The 21,758-nt window shown below is 56.9% G+C and carries 20 protein-coding genes and 4 tRNA genes; 19 read left to right on the top strand and 5 right to left on the bottom strand.

Translation table 11 applies throughout. The features are described from left to right. Nucleotides 1-3 precede the first annotated feature (3 nt). The 4 genes from AB5Y76_RS19345 to AB5Y76_RS19330 form a co-directional block, all read right to left on the bottom strand. Nucleotides 4-1,644 carry a GGDEF domain-containing protein gene (locus AB5Y76_RS19345; RefSeq protein WP_263718310.1) on the bottom strand — a complete coding sequence of 547 codons (1,641 nt, stop codon included), beginning with the start codon at nt 1,642-1,644 and terminating at the stop codon, nt 4-6. A gap of 254 nt (nt 1,645-1,898) precedes the next feature. Beyond that, nucleotides 1,899-3,935 (bottom strand): exoribonuclease II, encoded by a 2,037-nt coding sequence (locus AB5Y76_RS19340; protein ID WP_263718311.1) that lies wholly within the window; start codon nt 3,933-3,935, stop codon nt 1,899-1,901. 99 nt (nt 3,936-4,034) lie between these two features. Further along, nucleotides 4,035-4,934, bottom strand: coding sequence for a LysR family transcriptional regulator ArgP (locus AB5Y76_RS19335; RefSeq protein WP_257696943.1), 900 nt, complete (start codon nt 4,932-4,934; stop codon nt 4,035-4,037). Nucleotides 4,935-5,143: 209 nt separating this feature from the next. Then, complete coding sequence (locus AB5Y76_RS19330; protein ID WP_021231751.1) at nt 5,144-5,782, bottom strand: acyl-homoserine-lactone synthase; 639 nt, start codon at nt 5,780-5,782, stop codon at nt 5,144-5,146. Between the two features lie 62 nt (nt 5,783-5,844). Here AB5Y76_RS19330 and AB5Y76_RS19325 point away from each other — a divergent pair, with 62 nt between their 5' ends. Then, entirely contained in the window at nt 5,845-6,621 is a 777-nt protein-coding gene (locus AB5Y76_RS19325; RefSeq protein WP_021231752.1) for a LuxR family transcriptional regulator, read from the top strand. A 196-nt stretch (nt 6,622-6,817) separates the two neighbouring features. Next, nucleotides 6,818-7,426 (top strand): L-lysine exporter, encoded by a 609-nt coding sequence (gene lysE / locus AB5Y76_RS19320; RefSeq protein WP_263718312.1) that lies wholly within the window; start codon nt 6,818-6,820, stop codon nt 7,424-7,426. 81 nt (nt 7,427-7,507) lie between these two features. Here lysE and AB5Y76_RS19315 read toward each other — a convergent pair whose 3' ends face one another. Continuing rightward, entirely contained in the window at nt 7,508-9,517 is a 2,010-nt protein-coding gene (locus AB5Y76_RS19315) for a methyl-accepting chemotaxis protein (protein WP_263718313.1), read from the bottom strand. Between the two features lie 260 nt (nt 9,518-9,777). Between AB5Y76_RS19315 and ruvA the strand changes: the two genes are divergently transcribed. From ruvA to AB5Y76_RS19230, 17 genes are all read left to right on the top strand, one after another. Further along, nucleotides 9,778-10,392 carry a Holliday junction branch migration protein RuvA gene (gene ruvA, locus AB5Y76_RS19310; RefSeq protein WP_005335746.1) on the top strand — a complete coding sequence of 205 codons (615 nt, stop codon included), beginning with the start codon at nt 9,778-9,780 and terminating at the stop codon, nt 10,390-10,392. Between the two features lie 8 nt (nt 10,393-10,400). Beyond that, the gene (ruvB, locus tag AB5Y76_RS19305; protein WP_005335744.1) at nt 10,401-11,411 is read left to right on the top strand and encodes a Holliday junction branch migration DNA helicase RuvB; all 1,011 of its coding nucleotides are present in this window, start codon (nt 10,401-10,403) and stop codon (nt 11,409-11,411) included. Between the two features lie 934 nt (nt 11,412-12,345). Then, complete coding sequence (locus AB5Y76_RS19300; RefSeq protein ID WP_005335743.1) at nt 12,346-13,902, top strand: cytochrome ubiquinol oxidase subunit I; 1,557 nt, start codon at nt 12,346-12,348, stop codon at nt 13,900-13,902. 11 nt (nt 13,903-13,913) lie between these two features. Next, nucleotides 13,914-15,050 (top strand): cytochrome d ubiquinol oxidase subunit II, encoded by a 1,137-nt coding sequence (cydB, locus tag AB5Y76_RS19295; protein WP_005335741.1) that lies wholly within the window; start codon nt 13,914-13,916, stop codon nt 15,048-15,050. A 14-nt stretch (nt 15,051-15,064) separates the two neighbouring features. Beyond that, the gene (cydX, locus tag AB5Y76_RS19290; protein WP_005304933.1) at nt 15,065-15,181 is read left to right on the top strand and encodes a cytochrome bd-I oxidase subunit CydX; all 117 of its coding nucleotides are present in this window, start codon (nt 15,065-15,067) and stop codon (nt 15,179-15,181) included. Continuing rightward, a complete protein-coding gene (locus AB5Y76_RS19285; RefSeq protein ID WP_041202810.1) occupies nt 15,168-15,479 on the top strand; it encodes a cyd operon YbgE family protein in 312 nt (103 codons plus the stop codon). The genes cydX and AB5Y76_RS19285 overlap by 14 nt, the downstream gene beginning before the upstream one ends. Nucleotides 15,480-15,584: 105 nt before the next feature. Beyond that, nucleotides 15,585-15,992 carry a tol-pal system-associated acyl-CoA thioesterase gene (ybgC, locus tag AB5Y76_RS19280; RefSeq protein WP_005335737.1) on the top strand — a complete coding sequence of 136 codons (408 nt, stop codon included), beginning with the start codon at nt 15,585-15,587 and terminating at the stop codon, nt 15,990-15,992. Continuing rightward, nucleotides 15,982-16,671: a protein TolQ gene (tolQ, locus tag AB5Y76_RS19275; RefSeq protein WP_005335735.1), complete on the top strand. Its 690-nt coding sequence runs from the start codon at nt 15,982-15,984 to the stop codon at nt 16,669-16,671. The genes ybgC and tolQ overlap by 11 nt, the downstream gene beginning before the upstream one ends. Further along, complete coding sequence (gene tolR, locus AB5Y76_RS19270) at nt 16,671-17,117, top strand: protein TolR (protein ID WP_005335733.1); 447 nt, start codon at nt 16,671-16,673, stop codon at nt 17,115-17,117. Before tolQ ends, tolR begins: the two co-directional genes overlap by 1 nt. 5 nt (nt 17,118-17,122) lie before the next feature. Next, complete coding sequence (tolA, locus tag AB5Y76_RS19265; protein ID WP_236285418.1) at nt 17,123-18,256, top strand: cell envelope integrity protein TolA; 1,134 nt, start codon at nt 17,123-17,125, stop codon at nt 18,254-18,256. Nucleotides 18,257-18,351: 95 nt separating this feature from the next. Next, nucleotides 18,352-19,677, top strand: coding sequence for a Tol-Pal system beta propeller repeat protein TolB (gene tolB, locus AB5Y76_RS19260; RefSeq protein WP_005335728.1), 1,326 nt, complete (start codon nt 18,352-18,354; stop codon nt 19,675-19,677). A 48-nt stretch (nt 19,678-19,725) separates the two neighbouring features. Continuing rightward, the gene (gene pal, locus AB5Y76_RS19255; RefSeq protein WP_005304908.1) at nt 19,726-20,250 is read left to right on the top strand and encodes a peptidoglycan-associated lipoprotein Pal; all 525 of its coding nucleotides are present in this window, start codon (nt 19,726-19,728) and stop codon (nt 20,248-20,250) included. 158 nt (nt 20,251-20,408) lie between these two features. Next, complete coding sequence (gene ybgF / locus AB5Y76_RS19250) at nt 20,409-21,209, top strand: tol-pal system protein YbgF (RefSeq protein WP_201990065.1); 801 nt, start codon at nt 20,409-20,411, stop codon at nt 21,207-21,209. 174 nt (nt 21,210-21,383) lie between these two features. Beyond that, a tRNA-Lys gene (locus tag AB5Y76_RS19245) sits at nt 21,384-21,459 on the top strand. 31 nt (nt 21,460-21,490) lie between these two features. After that, nucleotides 21,491-21,566, top strand: a tRNA-Val gene (locus tag AB5Y76_RS19240). 24 nt (nt 21,567-21,590) lie between these two features. Next, nucleotides 21,591-21,666, top strand: a tRNA-Lys gene (locus AB5Y76_RS19235). Between the two features lie 16 nt (nt 21,667-21,682). Further along, nucleotides 21,683-21,758 (top strand) — tRNA-Val (locus AB5Y76_RS19230).

The raw sequence follows: 21,758 nt of genomic DNA, 5'->3' as shown, positions 1-21,758 counted from the left end.
GGATCACCGATAGGCCAGAGTGCGGGCCCTCCCTTGTGACTTGGCGTGGTAGAGCGCCTGGTCAGCCTGTTCAGTCAGGGTCTGCCATGCTCCGTCCAGGGAGGGAACCAGATAGCTAAAGCCTATGCTAACCGTAATGAAATCAGCAACCCGCGAGGCGGGATGGGGCATTTTTAAGCGGGCAAGACCATCGTGGATCCGCCCGGCCAGCTGTTCGGCCTCACCGGGTTGGGGGGCGCAGAGCAGAATGACGAACTCCTCCCCGCCGTAACGGGCGACCAGATTGGTGCAGCGCCGCTCTGCATCCCGCAGCACATGGGCCACCTGTTGCAGGCAGAGATCCCCCTTGGCATGGCCGAAGTGGTCGTTGTAGGCCTTGAACTCGTCGACGTCGATCATCAATACCGCCAGCAGGTTCTGGGTGCGCCGTGCCCACTCCCACTCCCGCTGCATGGTGATGTCCCACTGGCGCCGGTTGGCGATGCCGGTGAGGGGATCTTCCAGCGACAGCAGGGAGAGGCGGTGATTGGCCTCCTCCAGCGCACGGTTGGTCTCGGCCAGCTGCATGGTGCGTTCGGCGACCCGGGCCTCCAGCTGGCGGTTGAGGGTTTCCAACTGCTCCTGAGTACGCTGGCGGATCAGCAGTTGTGACAGAATGGCGGCGTACTGTTTGAAGATCTCGCTCTGATAGGCCTTGAGCGGACGGTGCCAGAGCAGGTTGTCGGCGGCGATCCAGCCGATGGGGGTGGTGCCATCCCACAGCGATATCATGGCGTTCCAGCCACGGCCCACCTGCTGCTTCTCGTAGTAGAGGGGTGTATCTTCCATCACCAGCACGTAATCCTTGCGCCTGAGCGCCTCTTGCACCGTGGGGTGATCCGGAATGGGGCTGATGAAGTTGTGTTCATCCATCAGCTCGCCCTCCTCGCTGGTGCCCCAGGTGCCGCGCATGGTCTTGCCATCGGGTTCGATCAGGAAGATGGCAACCCGATCGAACTGCAGCTCCTTGCGGGCCAGCAGCACGGCATCCCGCAGCAGATCGTTCTCGCTGCGACTGCGGGAGAGGGTGACGCTGACCATGTGCAGCGCCTGCAACATGGTGAGGAAGGAGCCCTGCAGTGCCTGACTCTGTACCAGATCGGTCTGGGTATGGAGCCGCTGGTCCCGCTCCTGATTGACCTGGCTGGAGAGCAGGTGATTGCTGAGCTCGGCTGTCAGATAGTGGATAAGGAGCTGGATACCCTGACGCTGGTGGGAGGAGAGGCGGTCGATGCGGCGGCGGGTCTCCAGATAGATGACCCCTTCCAGTTTCATGTGACGCTTGAGAGGGAAACAGGCGCGTAACTGCGGCTGGGCGGGCTCCACATTTTCACCGGGATCCGGCGGTGGTGGGAGCTGCTCGATCACCAGTTGTCCCTTCTCCATCGCCTTGTCGATCAGGTGGTGGGGCAGGGTCAGTTGACCGAGATGGGCGAGATCAAGCGTGGTCAGCCCGTGATCGAGCTGAAAGCTGTAGAGTTGCGGTTCGGGGGCTTTCAGCCAGAGGTAGAGGCGTTCGGCATCGGTCTTTTCACGGATGGTGGCGAGGCTCACTTCGCATAACTGAGCGAAGTTGGTGAAGTGTTCCGGGTCCCATTCCTGCATACCAATATCCCTTGGATTGTACCCAAGCGAGTATAGACATATTTCTCCTTGATTAATATGTCAGAAAGGAGAGGTGGCGCACATAATGGTTGCTTTCAGCCCTGCTGGTGGAGACATTCACTGCGTTATCTGCCAATCGTGGCTAGAACTGTGTGCCATAACGGTATTTATGGCAGCTTGTAGGGCGGGGTGTTGGGCAAAAAAGAGCCCGCACGATGGCGGGCTCTCGGGCAGATCAGATGATTCTGCGTGGCTTATTCTGCCTTGGGGGCAGCCTCAGCAGGCGTTTCACTGCTATCGGCTGGCGCACTCTCGGTCGCCGGGGCTTCCGGTGCCGGACCCGGTACCAGATCTACCGCCGGTTTGGCGATGAGAGAGCGGGTCTCTTCCACCGCTTCGGTCAGTTTGACCTCGATGATCTGGCCGAGCTCGTAGACCACTTCGGTCTTGTCCAGATAGACGCGACCGTTGTCCCAGTTGCACTCCAGTCGATCCTTGTTGTCGAGAATATGACGGGCAGGCAGGAAGACCACGGCGCCGTTCTCCTGCAGACGCAGCTTGAGACCGGCACGCATCACGTCGATGATCTCGGCGTTGAACACCTGATCGGTGCCAGCCGCGGCTTTCAGGTAACGGACATAGAGCCAGTCGCCGATGTCGCGCTCCACCATGCGGTGCAGGCGGCGGCAGGCGGTCAGATGCTCGGTGAGCTCCTGACTCGGGCGCTCACCCGGGGTCTTGCCGGCGATAACCGCTTTGAGCAGACGATGGTTGACCATATCGCCGTATTTACGGATCGGGGAGGTCCAGGTAGCGTAGGCATCCAGACCCAGGCCGTAGTGGGCGCCCGGCTCGGAGGACATCAGCGCATAGCTCTGGAAACGGCGGATCTTGCCGTCCAGCCAGCGGGTGTCGAGGTTGTCGATCCAGCGGCGCAGGGCGCAGAAGCCAGAGAGGCTGGCGATCTCGTCGCGCTCGAACGGGGCTTCGGCACTCTTCAGCAGGTCGATGGCGCCGTCGAGGGAATCTTCGTCAAAGCCGGTGTGAACGTTGAAGATGCCGTAACCGACGCTCTTGCCCAGCACGCGACCAGCGCAGATGTTGGCAGCGATCATCGACTCTTCCACCATGCGGTTGGCGATGCGGCGCGGCTCGACGTGGATAGCCAGCACTTCGCCATTCTCGCCCAGCTCGAAGTCGTAGTCGGGACGATCCGGGAATACCAGCGCATGCTCGGTGCGCCACGCGATGCGCGCCTCGGTCATTGCCTTCATCAGCGGCAGCTGGGCCAGTACGCCTGCGTCTATGGACAGCTCTTTGCCATGCTCGGCCCAGTCGGAGACGTCGTCATAGTTGAGGCGGGCGTGGGAGCAGATGCGGGCGGCGAAGAACTCGGTCTCCTCCAGTAGCAGACCGTCTTCGGCGATGAGCAGACGAGCGCACAGAGTGTTGCGCTCCTCACCCTCTTTCAGGGAGCAGAGCTCGTCGGAGAGGGTGCGCGGGATCATCGGCACGTTGCGGCCCGGCATGTAGACGGTAAAGGCGCGCTGGGCCGCCTCTTTGTCCAGCTCGCTCCCTTCGGCCACATAGGCGGTCGGGTCAGCGATGGCGACCAGCAGCTCCCAGCCGTTGTCCAGCTTGGTGATGGCCAGCGCATCGTCCATATCCTTGGTCTTGGCACCGTCGATGGTGAAGAAGGGCACCTTGGTCAGGTCACGACGGGGCAGCTCTTCCTCTTCGATGACCTTCCACTCCGGCAAATCAGCCGGCTCGACCTGGGCCAGATTGTGGCGGGCCAGCACTACCCACCAGGGCACATTGTGATCTTCCTGGGCGGCGATCTTCTGGATAATCTCGGCAGAGAAGTTGCCGTCGACCAGCGCATGGCGCTTGAGGGTCGCCACCACCCAGTCACCTTCCTTGAACTCTTTCTCATCCAGACCCTTCTTGACGCGGGCCTTGATGGCATCCTTGATCAGCGGATGGTCGGCAACCACGTTGAGGCGGTCACGGAACATCTTGACCCGGGCCACGAAGCGGGTGACGGACTGCTCCAGCAGGGTATCCGGCTCTGCCACTTCCTTCTCTTTTTCGGTACGGATCAGGGCGGTCACCCGGTCACCGTGCATCACCTTCTTCATGTAGGGAGGCGGCACGAAATAGCTGGTCTTCTCATCGACTTCCAGAAAGCCGAAGCCCCGGTCAGAGGCGCGGATCACACCCTCTTTCTTCGGGATGTTTTCGCGGATTTGTTGCTTGAGCTGGGCCAGCAGCGGATTGTCTTGGAACATAAGTGAGGAACCTGAAGTGAAAACCTGGGTGGAGACCTGATGAAGGATCGCCCAGCACTATACGTTTTTAGCCCTGCAAAGCCAAGGTGAATGGCCTGCTCAGCGTGGTTTCAACTGCGATCTGGCATGGTCGATAAGGCGTTGGGATAGCTGCTTGTGAACCCCTTTTTCCAGTACCCAGCGGTGCCAGTAGAGGCGTTCCGTCAGAACGTGGTCGGGACTGAGGTTGAGCAGTGACCTGCCTGCGAGCTGGCCTCTTATTTGCAATTCGGGAATGAGGCAGTAGGCCAACCCCTGCTCGGCCATGGCGACGAAGGCCTCTGACGAGTGGACCGTATGGCAGGGGTAACCGCCTGGCTCCAGCCCGAAGTGTTCTCTCATAAAGCTCACATGCATGTCATCGCGCTGATCGAACGCCACCGCCGGTGCCTTGGCCAGCGCCTCACGGGTCAGGCCGCGAGGGAAGTGGCGGGCAACGAAGGCGGGGCTGGCGGTAAGCAGATAGTTCATCTCACCGAGCTCATCGACGCAGCAACCCGCCAGCGGTTGGGGATGCAGGCTGACCGCACCAAAGGCCTGACCCTCGCGGACCTTGTCGAGGGTGCGGCTCTCGTCATCGACCAGCAGGTTGAGTTCGATGGGGTGCTGTTTCAACAAGGGGGCAATGGCGGGCAAAAACCAGGTGGCCAGGCTGTCGGCGTTCACTGCGATGCTGATCCGGATTGGCCCTTGCGGCTGGTCGGGGGTCAGCTCCCCCGCCAGTTCGAGCTCAAGCTGATGTACCTGCCGATAGTGGGCCAGCAGTTTCTGGCCGAGTGGCGTGGCCTGCAGCGGCTGGCTGCGAATGAGCAGCGGCTCGGCAAACTGTTGCTCCAACTGCTTGATCCGCTGGGAGATGGCCGACTGGGTGATATGGAGCGACTTGGCCGCCCGATCGAAGTTCTGCTCCTGCAGTACCGCATCCAGCGCCCGCAGCAGTTTGTAATCCAGCTCTTTCATCTTCTCTCCCTTCCGTTGCCCAAGGGCTGACTCTACGTCACTCGGCAGGGGACAACAATGGGCGGTGGAAGGGGCGTTGCGCTGTGATATCTGACAGTGGTGGTCTGTCTTGTAAGGAAGGCATACTGCTAGAGACCGCAGGGGGCAGCCCTGCGGGGTCATAGCGATACAGCGATACGTTTATCCCGGGCCTGTTTTCCCGGGATTTTTTATATCTGGGCCGCTAACTCATGGGAGCGATAAGTGGCAGTTTGATAGTGTCCGATAAGTGGCTGCGAGACCGCCAGGGCAAATCGCTCATCCAGATAAAAGCGCAGGCCGACACCTTTCACTGCACCGAGATCTACCGCTTGGCGGTGGCCCAGACGAGCCATAGGGATTCCGAGACGGCGGAAAATGCGTTCTGCGGGCAGGCTGGCTACACCAACAAACTCTTTGATGCCGTTGGCTGTAGCAAACGCATAGGCTTCCCGAAGGAGTACGCAGGTCAGCTCGCTGACACCATTGGTCATGCACGGAGCGCGGGTCGCATCGATAGCCAGACGAGTGAGTTCCCAGATCTCGGGAGTGCGGGGCGCGTTTTCACCGGCAAGGGCGGTGGGAAAAATGCTGGGCAACATATAGGCGCTGGCGCAACTGAGCAGACGGATACAGGCGCAGACTCCTTGTTCATCTTCGACCAGTACCCAATGGGTGTCTGGCGTGTCAAAGCGGTCGCGTTCCAAACCGTGGTAAGACTCGACGTCCCAGCCTAGCCGGTCGGAAAAGACGCGATTTCGAAATTGATAGAGTTCGTTCTCTACGGCGTTTCGTGGGTGATCTCTCAATTTTCCTTTGAAAACCAACATTATGAACTCTCTCTCTGCCTGTTCGCCGTTATAATCAGAAGCTTGGCCAGGGGGGCTAGCATATGAAACAAGAGCAACTGTTTGAGTATCTGGAACATTTCACTTCGGTGACGGATGGTGACCGTCTTGCCGGATTGATCGGTCGCTTTACGGTCGATATGGGTTATGACTATTACGGCTTTACCCTGATCATTCCGATGTCGATGCAAAGACCCAAAGTGGTACTGTTTAATCAGTGCCCTATCTCCTGGGTACAGACCTATACCGATAACAACATGCTGGCGTGCGACCCTGTGATTCAGTTGGCACGCAAGCAGACGCTGCCCATCTACTGGAACCGCCTCGATGAGCGGGCTCGCTTTCTGCAAGAGGGAAGCATGGACGTGATGGGACTGGCCGCCGAGTTCGGATTGCGCAATGGCATCTCCTTCCCTCTGCACGGCGCAGCCGGGGAGAACGGAATCCTCTCCTTTATCACGTCCGAGCGGGCTTCTAGCGATCTGTTGCTGGAGTCCTCGCCAATCCTCTCCTGGATGGCCAATTACATCTTCGAGGCTGCGATCAGGGTTGTGCGCCTGAGGGATTCGGATCAACAAGCCGCGCTGACGGATCGTGAGACCGAATGCCTGTTCTGGGCCAGTGAGGGGAAAACATCGGGGGAGATCGCCTGCATTTTGGGGATCACCGAGCGTACGGTGAATTACCACCTCAATCAGGTCACTCGCAAAACCGGATCAATGAATCGCTATCAAGCCATTGCCAAGGGGATTAGCAGTGGCATTTTGCTGCCGAATCTTGAACAGGTTGTTGTCACCAACTTCCCTAAACTGATGCAATAGAACCTGTTGATTCTCGGGGCAGAAGCAGGGGGACTCAATTGTCAGATCCTGCTATTGACTGTTGGTTTCGGATGGGGCTTTTGGTGACTCCGGGTGATTAGCAGAATGAATCAATCAGTAAATCAATGAATTTCTAAGAAGGAACCTCCATCGCTATAGTGCCGCTCATTCATCATTTCGAACGGTGCTCTCCATAATGCTCGCAACAACACTACAGGGCTTCACCATCGGTCTGGCCATGATCATCCCCATCGGCGCCCAGAATGCCTTTGTGCTGAGTCGGGGCATCCATCGCAATCACCATCTGCTGACGGCCACGCTCTGCAGTTTCTGCGATCTCACCCTGATTGCTATCGGCGTATTTGGCGGAGCCAATCTGCTGGCCGCCAGCCCCCTCGGCATGGCGCTGCTCACCTGGGGAGGCGTGCTGTTTCTCGGCTGGTTTGGTGGCCGTTCCCTGCTCAGTGCCTGGCGTGGCAAGGGGGAGGGGCTTGCCGATTCAGCTCAGCAGATGGGGGCCAAAAGCGTGCTGGCGATGACGCTGGGAGTTACGCTGCTCAATCCTCACGTCTATCTCGATACATTGATGCTGCTCGGCTCCCTTGGCAGTCAGGTGAGCGAGTCCCTGCGTCCGGCCTTTGCTGCGGGGGCCATGCTGGCCTCGTTGGTGTGGTTCTACTCGCTGGCGCTGGGTGCTGCGGCACTAGCGCCCTGGCTGGCCCGCAGCCGGGTGCAGCAGGGGATCGATCTGCTGGTTGGCATCATCATGCTGAGCCTGGCTGTTCAACTGGCCATAGGACGTTGAGGAAGTTAAGGCGGCAGGAATGAGCGACCGGTAACAAAAAGATGCCACTCATATGAGTGGCATCTTTGCTATTGGAGGGGATCAGACTCTGAACTGGGAGAGCAGGCGCTGCTGCAGTAGGCTGGCCTGATGGAGCGAGGAGGCGAGTTGCAGGCACTCCTGTGCCTCCTGTTCGCCGGTTCTGGCTTGCAGACTGATGCCGGAGACCTTGTCAGAGGAGTGGCTCAGGGTGTGTGACAGTTGCCCGGTAGCCACCGCCACCTGCTGTACCATGTCGGCCAGTTGGTCGATGGCGCCTTCCACCTTGAACAGGATCTGCTTGGTGTTCTCGGAGTCCTGCATGCCGGACTCTACCGTCTTGAGGTTGCGCTGCATCATCAGGTAGGCGGTCTCGGTCTGCTGCTGGATGCTGCTGATCACCTGGCTGATCTCGGCGCTTGATGTCGCGGTGCGATTGGCCAGGGTGCGTACCTCGTCCGCGACCACCGCAAAGCCACGCCCCATCTCCCCCGCGCGGGCCGCTTCGATGGCCGCATTGAGGGCCAGCAGGTTGGTCTGCTCCGAGATACCGCTGATGGTGGAAATAATCTGGCCAATCTGACCTGCCTGCTCCTTGAGGGAGTTGATGGCGATGGCACACTCGCTCACCTCTTGTACCACCCGTTGCATGCCCGCGCTGGCGGAGGCGACATACTGGCTGCTCTCGGTGGTCAGCTGGCGCACCTCATTGGCATTGTGGGCCGCCATGCTGCAGTTGTCCGAGATACCGGTGGCGACTTGCACCATCTGTTCACTGTCGTGGTGCAGGGCCAGCGCATGTTCGGCGGTCTGGCGGCTGCTTTGGCTGATTGCCTCCACCCGATTGACCGAGGTGTGAACGTGCTCGCTGATGTGTTGGTTGTTGTCCATGGTGGAGCTGATCATCTTCTGCAGTTTCTCGATGAAACGATCCACGCTGTTTGCCAGCGAGCCTATCTCGTCATCCCGTTGCAGGTTGATGCGGGCGTTGAGATCTCCCTCGCCGGCGGCGATATCCTGCATTCGTTTGTCCACTTGCAGCAGCGGGGTTACCAGTTTGCGGGTCAGCCAGAAGCCGCAGAGGGTGACCATGATCAGGCTCAGCAGCAGGCCACCCAGCAGCAGGGTTCGGGTCTGGCTGATGATGCCGTTGAGCTGGGCCACCTGATCCTCGACGGTGGCATCGCCGCTCTCCTCGATGGCAACCAGCTGTTGTCGCAGCTCATCGGCACTGACCTCATAGACGGACTGCTGGGCCTGATAGCTGCCGAGCGCATCGACCCACTGTCCCATCAGTTGCTGATGCCGGGCCAACAGGGCGCGATACTCTGCCGACAGTGTCTTGCCGGCAAATTCCCCGGTTCCCTCGATATCGAACAGCCCGGTGCCGAGCATGCTGTCGACCGCTTCGTGGTAGAAATCGGTCGCCTCTTTCAGCTCGGCCTTGATCGCCTCTGTGACTCCTTGTCTGCGCATCTTCTCCAGCGCATAGAGCTGGCGCAAAAAGCCTATGTTGGACTCCATCCCCCCATCGGCCGCTTCCCAGCGGGTGGAGAGGCCGCTGTTCCAGCTAATGGTCTGGTCGGGGGATTGGGTCAGCGCCTCGACCGCGCCATCGCCAATCACCTCCAGCTGGGTTGAGAGGCGGGCCATCAGATCGGCGTTGTGATGCAGGGCCTTATCCACCTCGGTATAGGCGTGATAGAGCGCCAGCAGCTTCTCTTGTTGCTGTTGATAGTCCTGCTTGTGCTGTTCCATGGTGGCAAGGGCCGCACCATCAATGAGCTGCCCCTGGCTGACCCGGGCCAGCGCGTCATCGGTCGCCGCCTTGGCTGCATCGAGTTCGGCGCGATTGAGCGGGGTTCCGTTTTGCATCTTCTGAATCTGTAGCTGTTGGTTGCCCAGCTCTATGGAGCCCTCCATGGCACCGTCGGCGGTCTGCCAGGCGGCGCCCAGGACATAGGAGAGCAGATTGGCTAGCCGCTGGCTGCCATACCAGCCAACGACCCCCATGCCCAGCGTACAGCCGAGCAATATGGCAAGACCCAGATTGGAGGTGGTAACAATTTTCATGTGATGGCCTTCCTTGGTATCGACATTGGCACCAGTTTCGGTTCCGAACGGGTTTAGTGTAGTGGTTTATCCCCCGCTCGGGGGCCGGTGCGGCGCTGAAACATCCCGTGCACTGGCTGCACCCGATCAAGCATGGTGGAAAATTGGATAAAAAGCCTCTCTGACCACAAGGGTGTTGCTGCCCTATGCTGGATACTTATCCAGTTATTCTTTATGCTATGAGCCAATTTACGAATAGTTGTATTGGTGAGGAGAGAGCCGTGATTGGTCGCTTGAGAGGCATTGTCATTGAAAAGCAGCCCCCCGAGGTCCTGCTGGAAGTGGGCGGGGTTGGCTATGAGGTGCAGATGCCGATGAGCTGCTTCTATGATTTGCCGGAGATCGGCAAGGAAGCGACCATCCATACTCACTTCGTGGTGCGGGAAGATGCCCAGTTGCTCTATGGTTTCAACCACAAACAGGAGCGGGCACTGTTCCGCGAGCTGATCAAGACCAACGGAGTCGGCCCCAAGCTGGCGCTGGCTATTCTCTCCGGCATGACAGCTACCCAGTTTGTGCTGAGTGTCGAACGTGAAGAGATAAGCTCTTTGGTCAAACTGCCGGGAGTCGGCAAGAAGACCGCCGAGCGTCTGGTGGTGGAGATGAAGGATCGCCTCAAGGGGTGGGTCAGTCACGACCTCTTCTCCCCTGCCATGGTCACCCTGCCAGCCAGTGAGCCCGAATTGCGGGCACCGGATGTGACTGAGGAGGCGGCCAGTGCGCTGGTGGCCCTCGGTTACAAGCCGCAGCAGGCGAGTCAGATTGTCAGCAAGATCGCCAAAGAGGGGATGTCGGTGGAAGATATCATCCGTGAATCCCTGCGTAGCCTGGTATGAGGTAGTTGATGATTGAAGCAGATCGCCTCATTTCGGCCAGTGCCGCCCGTGAGGATGACATTATTGACCGGGCTATCCGCCCCAAGAAGCTGGCTGATTACACCGGTCAGGATACCGTCTGCGAGCAGATGGAGATCTTTATCGAAGCGGCCCGTCAGCGGGGTGAAGCGCTCGATCACCTGCTGATCTTCGGCCCGCCGGGTCTGGGCAAGACTACCCTCGCCAACATCGTCGCCAACGAGATGGGGGTCAATATCAAGACCACCTCCGGCCCGGTACTGGAGAAAGCGGGGGATCTGGCCGCGCTGCTCACCAACCTCGAACCGAACGATGTGCTGTTCATCGATGAAATCCATCGCCTCAGCCCGGTGGTGGAGGAGGTGCTCTATCCGGCGATGGAGGATTACCAGCTCGATATCATGATCGGGGAGGGACCAGCGGCTCGCTCCATCAAGCTGGATCTGCCTCCCTTCACCCTGATTGGCGCCACCACCCGGGCAGGTTCACTCACCAGCCCGCTGCGGGATCGCTTCGGTATCGTCCAGCGGCTGGAGTTCTACAACGTCAAGGACCTGACCGATATCGTCTCCCGCAGTGCCCGTTGTCTGGGGCTAGACATGACGGAAGATGGTGCCATTGAGGTCGCCCGTCGCTCTCGCGGCACGCCGCGGATTGCTAACCGTTTGTTAAGGCGGGTGCGCGACTTTGCCCAGGTGAAATCCGATGGCCGGATCGACGGCCCCATTGCTGCTCGCGCCATGGACATGCTGGATGTCGATAACGAAGGTTTTGACTTCATGGACCGCAAGTTATTGTTGGCTGTGATAGACAAGTTTATGGGGGGCCCGGTGGGTCTCGATAATCTGGCCGCCGCGATCGGGGAAGAGAAAGATACTATCGAAGATGTGTTGGAGCCTTATCTGATCCAGCAAGGGTATCTGCAACGTACACCCAGAGGACGGATTGCGACCACACGAGCCTACGCTCATTTCGGTCTTCAGCGACCAGATGAGAAGTAAAAACAGTCGTTTGAACATGAAACCGCCGTCAAAGGCGGTTTTTTATTATCCGGGCAAAAAAAAGCCCACGGCGGATGCGGTGGGCAAAGACAATTCAGGATGGATGTTCACAGACAGTGAGTGCGTCTGGACACAGACCGGAAAATAAACAGGTGAGCCGTCGCGAGCTCTCAGAGTCGGTTCAGTTGATAGAGCTGAACAAAGGAAAGCTTGTAGTAACGGATGGTTTTAGCAACAAACTTTTTCATCTTCGATTCCAATAGACAGGTTCAAATTGATCGTCGAATACGTACCGTGAACCCGGATTAACCGGCCTGTATCCAAGGGTATGCCCTCACTGCGAGGCGCATTGTAGGAGTTCGAATCGACCCCGGCAAACAAGAAAAATTGCACTCTTCAAATTAGTTTATCTAATGCCTTTATTGATGAAATTGGTTCGCATGAGTATGCATTCTTTGCAATTTTAAATTGAGTTTTCGAATCAGATTGCCTGACTCGGATAACATGGAAAAAGGCGCGTCATTCACGCTTTTCAAATTAAACCGAGTGGCGGGATGTTAAATTCTTAAATTGATTTAAATCAATGTTTTACGCTTTATCGTGTTTTGTGATCTGGCTCGCGTCAATAATCGTGAAATAGATTAAAAATGCCTTTCAAAGCCATGTATGGCGGGTCCTTTTACATTGATTTCAATCAAATAAAGGTGATATAAAAACCCGGTCATCATGGGCGAGAATAAATTTAGGCTGATTGTTTTGGAATTGTTAAACATTAGCTTTATTTGTGTTCTTGTATTGCCTTGTTGTTAATGCTAGTGGTTACTGAACGCGTTTTGTTGTGACACGTCCCAATAAGGCTCATTCGATAACCTCCAACGGAAGCTTTGTGCTTAAAACTTAAAATAGCCGTGCCAATAATCGGTGAGGAAACATCATGATTGCTGAGCATGTGGTAGACCTATCGCGGTTCCAGTTCGCTGCGACGGCCCTTTATCACTTTTTGTTTGTACCCCTGACGCTGGGAATGGCCTTTCTCCTGGCGATCATGGAATCCGTCTATGTGATGACCAACAACACCATCTACCGGGACATGACCAAATTCTGGGGTAAGTTGTTTGGTATCAACTTTGCCTTGGGGGTCACCACAGGTCTGGCCATGGAGTTCCAGTTCGGGACGAACTGGGCTTACTACTCCCATTATGTCGGCGATATCTTCGGGGCCCCGCTGGCTATCGAAGGGCTGATGGCCTTCTTCTTGGAGTCCACCTTCGTCGGTATGTTCTTCTTTGGTTGGGATCGTCTGAGCAAGCATCAGCATCTGGCTGCCACCTGGTTGATGGCGCTGGGTACCAACCTCTCCGCCCTCTGGATCCTGGTCGCCAACGGCTGGATGCAGAACCCGGTCGGTGCCGAGTTCAACTTCGAATCCATGCGGATGGAGATGATGAGCTTCGCTGACGTGGTGCTCAACCCGGTTGCTCAGGTCAAGTTCGTCCACACTGTGGCGGCTGGTTATACCTGTGGCGCCATGTTTGTGCTGGGTATCTCCTCCTACTACCTGCTGAAGAATCGTGATGTGGCGTTTGCCCGTCGCTCCTTCGCCATTGCCGCTGCGTTCGGTATGGCTTCCATCGTGTCCGTGCTGATCCTCGGTGATGAATCCGGTTACGAGACAGGTGAAGTGCAGAAGGTGAAACTGGCCGCTATCGAAGCTGAGTGGGAGACTGAACCTGCTCCGGCTGCCTTTACCCTGTTCGGTATTCCGAATCAGGAAGAGATGCGCACCGACTACGCCATCAAGATCCCCTATGCGCTGGGCATTATCGCGACCCGTTCTCTGGACGGTCAGGTCACCGGTCTGAAGGATCTGAAGAGCGAGCACGAACTGCGCGTTCGTAACGGTATGACCGCTTACGACCTGCTGACCAAGCTGCAATCCGGTGACAAGTCTGACGAGACCCGCGCTCGCTTCGACGAAGTGAAGCAGGATCTGGGCTACGGTCTGCTGCTCAAGCGCTACACCAGCAACGTGACCGATGCTACCGACGAGCAGATTAAGGCCGCCGTGGATGACTCCATCCCGCAGGTACTGCCGCTGTTCTTCGCCTTCCGCATCATGGTTGCCGTCGGCATGCTGATGCTGGTGTTGATTGGTATGGCCTTCTATGACAGTGCCCGTCACCAGATCGGCAAGCGCAAGTGGCTGCTCAAGGGTCTGCTGTGGGGTATCCCGCTGCCGTGGATCGCTATCGAAGCTGGCTGGTTTGTGGCTGAATATGGTCGCCAACCGTGGACCATTGCAGAGGTGTTGCCGACTTCCCTCTCTGCATCCAATTTGCCTGCAGCCGAGATCTGGTTCTCTCTGATCGGTATCTGCCTGTTCTATACCGTACTTCTGGTTATCGAGATGTACCTGATGTTCAAGTATGCCCGTCTTGGCCCCAGCAGCCTGAAGACTGGCAAGTATCACTTTGAACAGATCAAGGCATAAGGAGAGCGACCATGTTTGATTACGAAACTCTGCGTGTCATCTGGTGGGCTCTGGTCGGCGTGCTGCTGATCGGTTTTGCCATCACTGACGGCTTCGACATGGGGGTAGGCGCACTGCTCCCGTTCGTCGGCAAGAAAGATGTCGAGCGCCGCGTGATGCTCAACACCATGGGGCCGCACTGGGAAGGTAACCAGGTTTGGCTGGTCACTGCCGGTGGTGCCTTGTTCGCCGCCTGGCCGATGGTGTATGCCGCGACCTTCTCCGGCTTCTACATCGCCATGATCCTGACCTTGATGGCGCTGTTCCTGCGTCCGGTCGGTTTCAAGTACCGCTCCCTGCGTGCTGATGCCAAATGGCGCAGCAACTGGGACTGGGCCTTGTTCGCCGGTAGCGCCGTACCGCCCATCGTCTTTGGCGTGGCCTTTGGCAACCTGCTGCAAGGCGTTCCGTTCGAGTTTAACCAGTTCATGATGTTGACCTATCACGGCAACTTCTTTGGTCTGCTTAACCCGTTCGGCATTCTGGCTGGTCTGGTGAGCCTGTTCATGCTGCTCACCCAGGGCGCAACCTGGTTGATGATGAAGACCGACGGTGAAGTGCTGGCACGTTCCCGCACTGCCGCCATGATCTGCTCACTGCTGACTCTGGTGCTGTTTGCTGCCGCGGGTTGGTGGGTAAGCGGTATGGAAGGGTATGTCATCGTCAAGGCTGCTGCGACTGACGCGGTATCCAACCCGATGAACAAGGAAGTTGTGCTGCAGGCTGGTGCCTGGATGAACAACTACACCCTCTATCCGTGGATGGTGGCTGCTCCTGTACTGGGTCTGGCCATGAGCCTGCTGACTGCGCTGTTTGCCCGCATGAACATCGGCTGGCTGGCGTTTACCAGCTCCTCGCTGGCGATTGCCGGGGTCATCCTCACTGCCGGTTTCTCCATGTTCCCGTTCGTGATGCCCTCAAGCCTTGAGCCGTCACTGAGCCTGACCATGTGGGATGCTACCGCCTCTTTCAACACCTTGCAGGTGATGACTGTGGCTGCAGCGATCTTCGTACCGATTGTGCTGGGTTACACCATCTGGACTTACATCAAGATGTTTGGCCGGGTAACCAACAAGCACATCGAAGATAACCAACAATCTCTCTATTAAGAGGTGCGCTGACAATGTGGTATTTCACCTGGATCCTGGGGCTGTTGCTGGCCTGTGCATTTGGCATCATCAATGCGCTGTGGCTGGAACACACCGAGAACATGGATCGTCAGATCGATGAAAACAAGTGACCGACTCGCCAGGCTGGCCGCTCCACTGGAGCGGCAGCCGTGGCAGGGGTTGATGTTACTCGCGGCGGCCTTGTTGGCCGTCGCTATTTTACAGGCCCCCAATCTGATCGCGGCCAATACCAGCGAGCATGGTCTCTGGCTTGCTCCCTGGCTGATGTGGGCCGTCTGTTGTGGCGTACTTAACGGGCTTGGCTTTCATCTGAAAAGTCTGCCCGGACGTGTGCTCTTCAACCCCTGGCTCGCCTGGCCCAGTTTGTTGTATGGCCTCTGGCTGACACATTCATATTTCCTTTCATAAAAAACGGGGGGAGGCAGGATTTCCCTGTCTCCCCCTGCTTCTTTCCTATTCAGCCCTGCGCTATGATAGCCCCCCATCTGACTGTCGAATGGATCACAGATTGTTATGGGGGAAGTCTTTGAGTTTCCGGTGCGTGTCTACTACGAAGACACCGACGCCGGGGGCATCGTCTACAACGCCAATTATCTCAAGTTTATGGAACGTGCTCGCACCGAGTTTCTTCGTGCCAAAGGGGTCGAACAGGACGTCTGGCTGCAGGAGGGATATGCCTTCGTGGTGAGCCGAACTGAGATCGATTTCCGCTCGGCGGCCCGTTTTAATGAACTATTGAATGTATTAACGCAAGTGATTGAAGTGAAACGCGCATCCCTGCGCTTTTCGCAGCAGATCCTGGCGGCTGATGGACGACTGATCACCCAGGCCATGGTACAGATAGCCTGTGTCAGTCATCCGCAAATGAAACCTGTAGCTATACCTGAAAAAATCAAGGGAGTGCTGTTAAGTGCACGCTGAAATTTCGTTTATTGGCCTGTTTTGGCAAGCCAGCCTGTTGGTAAAACTGGTCATGATGACCCTGATGAGCATGTCTATTGTCTCGTGGGCGCTGATTATCCAGCGTTCAAAGGCGATCAAGGCGGCCAATCTCGCATCGGAACAGTTTGAAGATCGCTTCTGGTCAGGGGTCGATCTCAATCGCCTCTATCAGGAGTCCTCTTCCCGCCGCGATGATATCGAAGGCATGGAAGATATCTTCTACTCCGGCTTCAAGGAGTATGCCCGCTTGCTCAAGGCCGGTGCCCGTGGTCAGGATGCGGTGATGGATGGTACCTACCGCGCCATGCGCGTCTCCCTCTCCCGCGCGGTGGACGATCTCGAATCCAACCTGCCGGTGCTGGCGACCATCGGCTCCATCAGCCCCTATATCGGTCTGTTTGGTACCGTATGGGGGATCATGAACGCCTTTATCGCCCTGGGTCAGGTGCAGCAGGCTACCTTGCAGATGGTGGCACCGGGTATCGCGGAAGCGCTGATCGCTACCGCCATGGGTCTGTTTGCCGCTATCCCGGCGGTTATCTTCTACAACCGCTTCTCCAACAAGGTCGAGCGGCTGGAGAACGCCTACGCCAACTTCATGGACGAGTTCACTACCATTCTGAACCGTCAAATTGCACAGCAGCAGGGTGATCAGTAATGCAAACCTATCAGCGGATCCGGCGCAAGAAGGTGGCCGAGATCAACGTGGTTCCCTATATCGACGTCATGCTGGTGCTGCTTATCATCTTTATGGCGGTCACGCCGGTGATCACGCAAGGGGTCAAGGTGGATCTGCCACAGGCTGAGTCCGAGCAGTTGCCGGAAGATGCCAAGCCGCCCTTCATCGTCAGCGTCAATACCGAAGGCGAGTATGTCATCAAGGCTGGTGAAGCCGATGACGAGCCGGTGCCAAGCGGCACGCCAGAGGCGATGCAGCAATACATCACCGAAAAAGCCATGGGCTATCTGGCGATCAACCAGAATGCCCCCGTGGTGGTCGCGGGTGACAAGGCCGTGCGCTACGAAGAGGTGATCCTGTTGATGGTGGCCCTCAAGAATGCGGGTGTGCCTCAGGTTGGCCTGATGACAGATCCGGTGAACTAACGGAGATGGATGTGAAGCGTGGTATTTCCGGTTATCTCATCGCGTCGTTTCTGCTGCACCTGATCATCGGCATCATCCTGTTTGTCGGGCTCGATTTCAGCAAACCGAAGCGACCCGAATCGAAGGGGCAGATCGTCAATGCCGTCATGCTCGATGAGAACTTCCTCAACGAACAGGCCAAGCAGATCCAGCAGCAGAAAGCTCAGCCCAAGCCTCAAAAGGTAGAGAAAGAGAAGGATAAGGAAGACACGGATCTCGCCAAGCGCGAGCTGGCTCAGAAACAGGAGCAGCTTCGCATAGCCGAGACCAAGCGCAAGCAGGCCGAAGAGGCGACTCGCAAGGCCGAGGCCGAGAAGCAGAAGAAGGTTGCCGAGCAGAAGCAGGCGGAAGAGAAGGCCCAAAAAGCCGAGGAAGCCCGCAAGCTGGAAGAGCAGAAGGCCAAGAAGGCCGAAGCCGAGCGTAAAGCGGCGGAAGCCGAAAGCAAGGCGTTGGCGCTGAAGAAGAAAAAGGAACAAGAGAAGAAAGAGGCCGAAGAGAAGGCAAAGGCGGCAGAAGCCAAGGCCAAGAAAGCGGAAGCTGACAAGAAGGCCAAAGCTGAAGCCGAGAAGAAAGCCAAGGCAGAAGCAGAGAAAAAAGCCAAAGCCGAGGCCGAGAAGAAGGCCAAGGAAGAGGCTGAGAAAAAGGCAAAAGCTGACGCAGAGAAGAAAGCCAAGGCAGAGGCCGAAAAGCAGGCCAAGATCGCGGCTGAGCGCAAGCGTAAAGCAGCCGAGCAGGCCAAGCTGCAAAAAGAGATGGAAGAGATGATGCAGCAGCAGCTGTCGGCTGAGGCCAATGCCCGCAGTCAGGCGGCATCGGCAGCAGCCCAGGGCGAAGTCGACAAATATGCGGCGCTCATCAAGGCCACTGTTGAGCGGTATATGATTTTGGATCCCACCATGCGGGGCAAAACATGTACTATCGGCGTACGTCTTGCGAGCAGTGGCTTTGTCATATCGGTAGATAACGGCCAGGGTGACCCGGCGGTCTGTCGTTCCGGTAAGGCGGCTGTTCTGAAAGCCAATCAACTGCCTGTGCCCAAGGATCCTGCGGCATTCGAGATGTTGAAGGAATTTAACCTGAAGTTAGAACCGAGTATCTAAGCGTGATAAAACGAGGTTGCTTGCCTCCGGTTGGCAACCTCTCGCCGAGAAAGGAATTTAACCTCTCATCTATATTGGAACCGAGTATTTAAGCCATGATCAGAAAAGTATTTTTTGCTTTGGTTGGCTGTTTGTTGCTGGGCCAGAGTGCCCAGGCGGCCCTGGACATCGTCATCACCGGCGGTATTGATAGCGCACGCCCCATCGCCGTCGCCCCCTTCAAGTGGGAAGGTAACGGGCAGTTGCCACAGGACATCGCGGAAGTGGTCTCCAACGACCTGATGCGCAGCGGCAAGTTCAAGCCGCTGGCCCGTGGCCAGATGCCGCAGACCCCGAGCAGCAGCAGCGAGATCAACTTCGCGCCCTGGGCCTCCCAAGGGGTTGAAGCCGTGGTGGTGGGTTCCATTTCGGCAGTCGGTGACGGCACCTACAAGGTCAACTTCGAGCTGGTCGATGTGCTGAAAGGCCAGCTGGCCAAGGCACAAGGTGGCGAGAGCAACGGTTACATCCTGGATAGCCGTATGGCGACCATCCCGGGTGCCCAGATGCGCCAGTTTGCCCACCGTATCTCCGACATCGTCTATGAGCGTTTGACTGGCGAGCGCGGTGCCTTCCTGACCCGTCTGGCTTACGTCTCCGTACAGCAGGGTACCCAGTTCCCGTACCAGCTGCGTATTTCTGACTACGACGGTTACAACGAGAAGACCCTGCTGCGCTCCCGCGAGCCGTTGATGTCTCCGGCCTGGTCGCCGGATGGCAGCAAGCTGGCTTACGTGAGCTTCGAGAACCAGAAGTCCGAAATCTACGTGCAGGATATCTACACCCAGCAGCGCAGCCTGATCACCAGTTTCCGCGGTATCAACGGGGCGCCGGAGTGGTCTCCGGATGGTCGTCGTCTGGCTATCGTTCTCTCCAAAGATGGTTCACCGAACCTCTATGTGGTTGATGTCGCTAGCAAGCAGCTGACCCGGGTTACAACCAGCCGTGTGATCGACACCGAACCCTCCTGGATGCCGGATGGGCAAAATTTGTTGTTCACCTCTGAACGTGGTGGCAAACCCCAGATTTATAGCGTAAATTTGGCGACTGGTATGACTCGCCGGATGACTTGGGAAGGTGAATCCAACCAGGGTGCATCCATTACTCCTGATGGCAAAATCATGGTGATGGTGACCCGTGTTCAGGGACAGTATCGTATTGCCCGTCAGGACATGGAAAACAATGCCCTGTTGGTCCTTACCCAGAGCGCTCTGGATGAGTCGCCAAGTGTGGCTCCCAATGGCAGCATGATCATTTATGCCACCATCTATCAGGGTCGTAAGAGTCTCGCGTTGGTGTCGACTGATGGTCGCTTCAAGGCTGTGCTTCCGACCAGTAGCGGTGAAATTCGTGCACCAGCTTGGTCGCCCTTCTTGAATTGATAAAATCCAATTGTTTTTTGTTTTGTTATAAAGGTTTAAGGAAATAGCATGCAACTCAATAAACTGCTCAAGGGTTTGGCCATCGCACTGCCACTGTTCACCCTGGCCGCTTGTAGTTCTTCTTCTGATTCCGACGCCGCTGGCGCTGAATCAGGTATGACCGACGGCATGGGCGGTGTACAAACCGGCGGCGCCAACGGCATGTTGTCCCCGGAAGAGCAGATGCGTCAGAAGTTCGAAGCACTGCAACGTGACAACGTGATCTACTTCCCGTTCGACGGTTACGATATCCAGGGTCAGTACGCTGATCTGCTGGATGCCCACGCCAGCTACCTGCGCGAGCGCCCGAGCGTGAAAGTCCTGATCGAAGGTCACGCCGATGAGCGCGGTACTCCCGAGTACAACATCGCCCTGGGCGAGCGTCGTGCCAAGGCTGTTGCTAAGTATCTGCAAACCCTGGGTGTGCAGGCCGAGCAGCTCTCCATCGTCAGCTATGGCGAAGAGAAGCCGCTGGACATGTCTCACACCGAGGATGCCTTTGCCAAAAACCGCCGCGCGGTTCTGGTTTACTAAGGTTTAAACCGAACGAAGTTCGTTTATATGCAAGCGGCCATTTCGATGGCCGTTTTATTTGCACTAAACGCCAAGGTTTGATCCGAATGAAATCTGCATATGCGAGCGACGATGGCGCTGGCCGTTTTATCTGTACTAAACGCTAAGGTTTGATCCGAATGAAATCTGTGTACAAGCAAGCTGTCGTTGCGCTGGCCGTAATGGTTGCTCTGAATGCGCAAGCTGCGGCTCCTGTCAGCGATCTGGGCGGTGACTCGGGTGGTGGCGTTGTCCTTAGTGGCAACAACGGTGCCATCGTGCCCACCGGTAGCCTGGAAGATCGGGTTGCCCTGCTGGAGCGCACCCTCAATGCCCGTCTGCGACTGCAAGCTGAATTGCAGCAACAGGTCGACTCCCTGCAAGGGGAGGTCTCCGAGCTGCGTGGTCAGCTGGAGCAGCAGACCTACCAGATGGAACAGTCGCAAGAGCGCCAGCGTCAGCTCTATCAGGAGCTCGACAAGGTTGCCAGCAGCCAGCAAGCTGCTCCAGCCGCCCCTGCCCCTGCTGCTGCCACACCGGCTGCTGCCGCCAATTACTCAACCAATCAGGATGAGAATCAGGCCTACGACGCTGCCGTGAACATGGTGCTCAAAGAGAAGAACTACGACAAAGCCATTCCGGCTTTCCAAGGCTTCATCAAGCAGTACCCCAATTCGGGCTATGTTCCCAATGCACACTACTGGCTCGGCCAGTTGCTGTTCAACAAGGGTGACAGAGCCGGTGCCTCGGCCCAGTTTTCGACCGTGGCCAACAAATACAGCAAATCCCCCAAGCGAGCCGATGCGCTGCTGAAGCTGGGTATGCTGGCGCAGCTGGATGGCAAGAAGGCGGAAGCCAAATCCTTCTATGAGCAGGTGATCAAGGGCTATCCTGGCACAACGTCAGCCAAGCTTGCCGAGCAGAGCCAGGCCAAGCTGTAACATTGCTGTATGTCACTGTTTTCGTAACGCTACTGTAAAAACAGCCTGCATTTGTACGCACAGTGAGCAAACGGATTTAAATTACGAATTTTCTGTTGCACCGGAAATTTAAATCCGTAATATAGGCCGCCGTCAGAGCCGAAGCAGTAATGCAGTCGGAACTGGTCGTGGTGAGGGTCGTTAGCTCAGTCGGTAGAGCAGTTGACTTTTAATCAATTGGTCGCTGGTTCGAATCCAGCACGACCCACCATTTTCTCCAATCGGTGGAGACAGAATTCCCAGGTCGTTTAGCTCAGCTGGGAGAGCACCTCCCTTACAAGGAGGGGGTCACTGGTTCGATCCCAGTAACGACCACCAGTTTGTAGAAAAAATGATTTAGATGGGTCGTTAGCTCAGTCGGTAGAGCAGTTGACTTTTAATCAATTGGTCGCTGGTTCGAATCCAGCACGACCCACCATCATTTCAGAATCCCAGGTCGTTTAGCTCAGCTGGGAGAGCACCTCCCTTACAAGGAGGGGGTCACTGGTTCGATCCCAGTAACGACCACCA

The sequence above is a fragment of the Aeromonas sp. R1-2 genome, from assembly GCF_040908505.1.
GTDB lineage: Bacteria > Pseudomonadota > Gammaproteobacteria > Enterobacterales > Aeromonadaceae > Aeromonas > Aeromonas veronii.
Note: the sequence above shows the minus strand (reverse complement) of the source record. Positions and strands in the feature narration are given on the sequence as shown.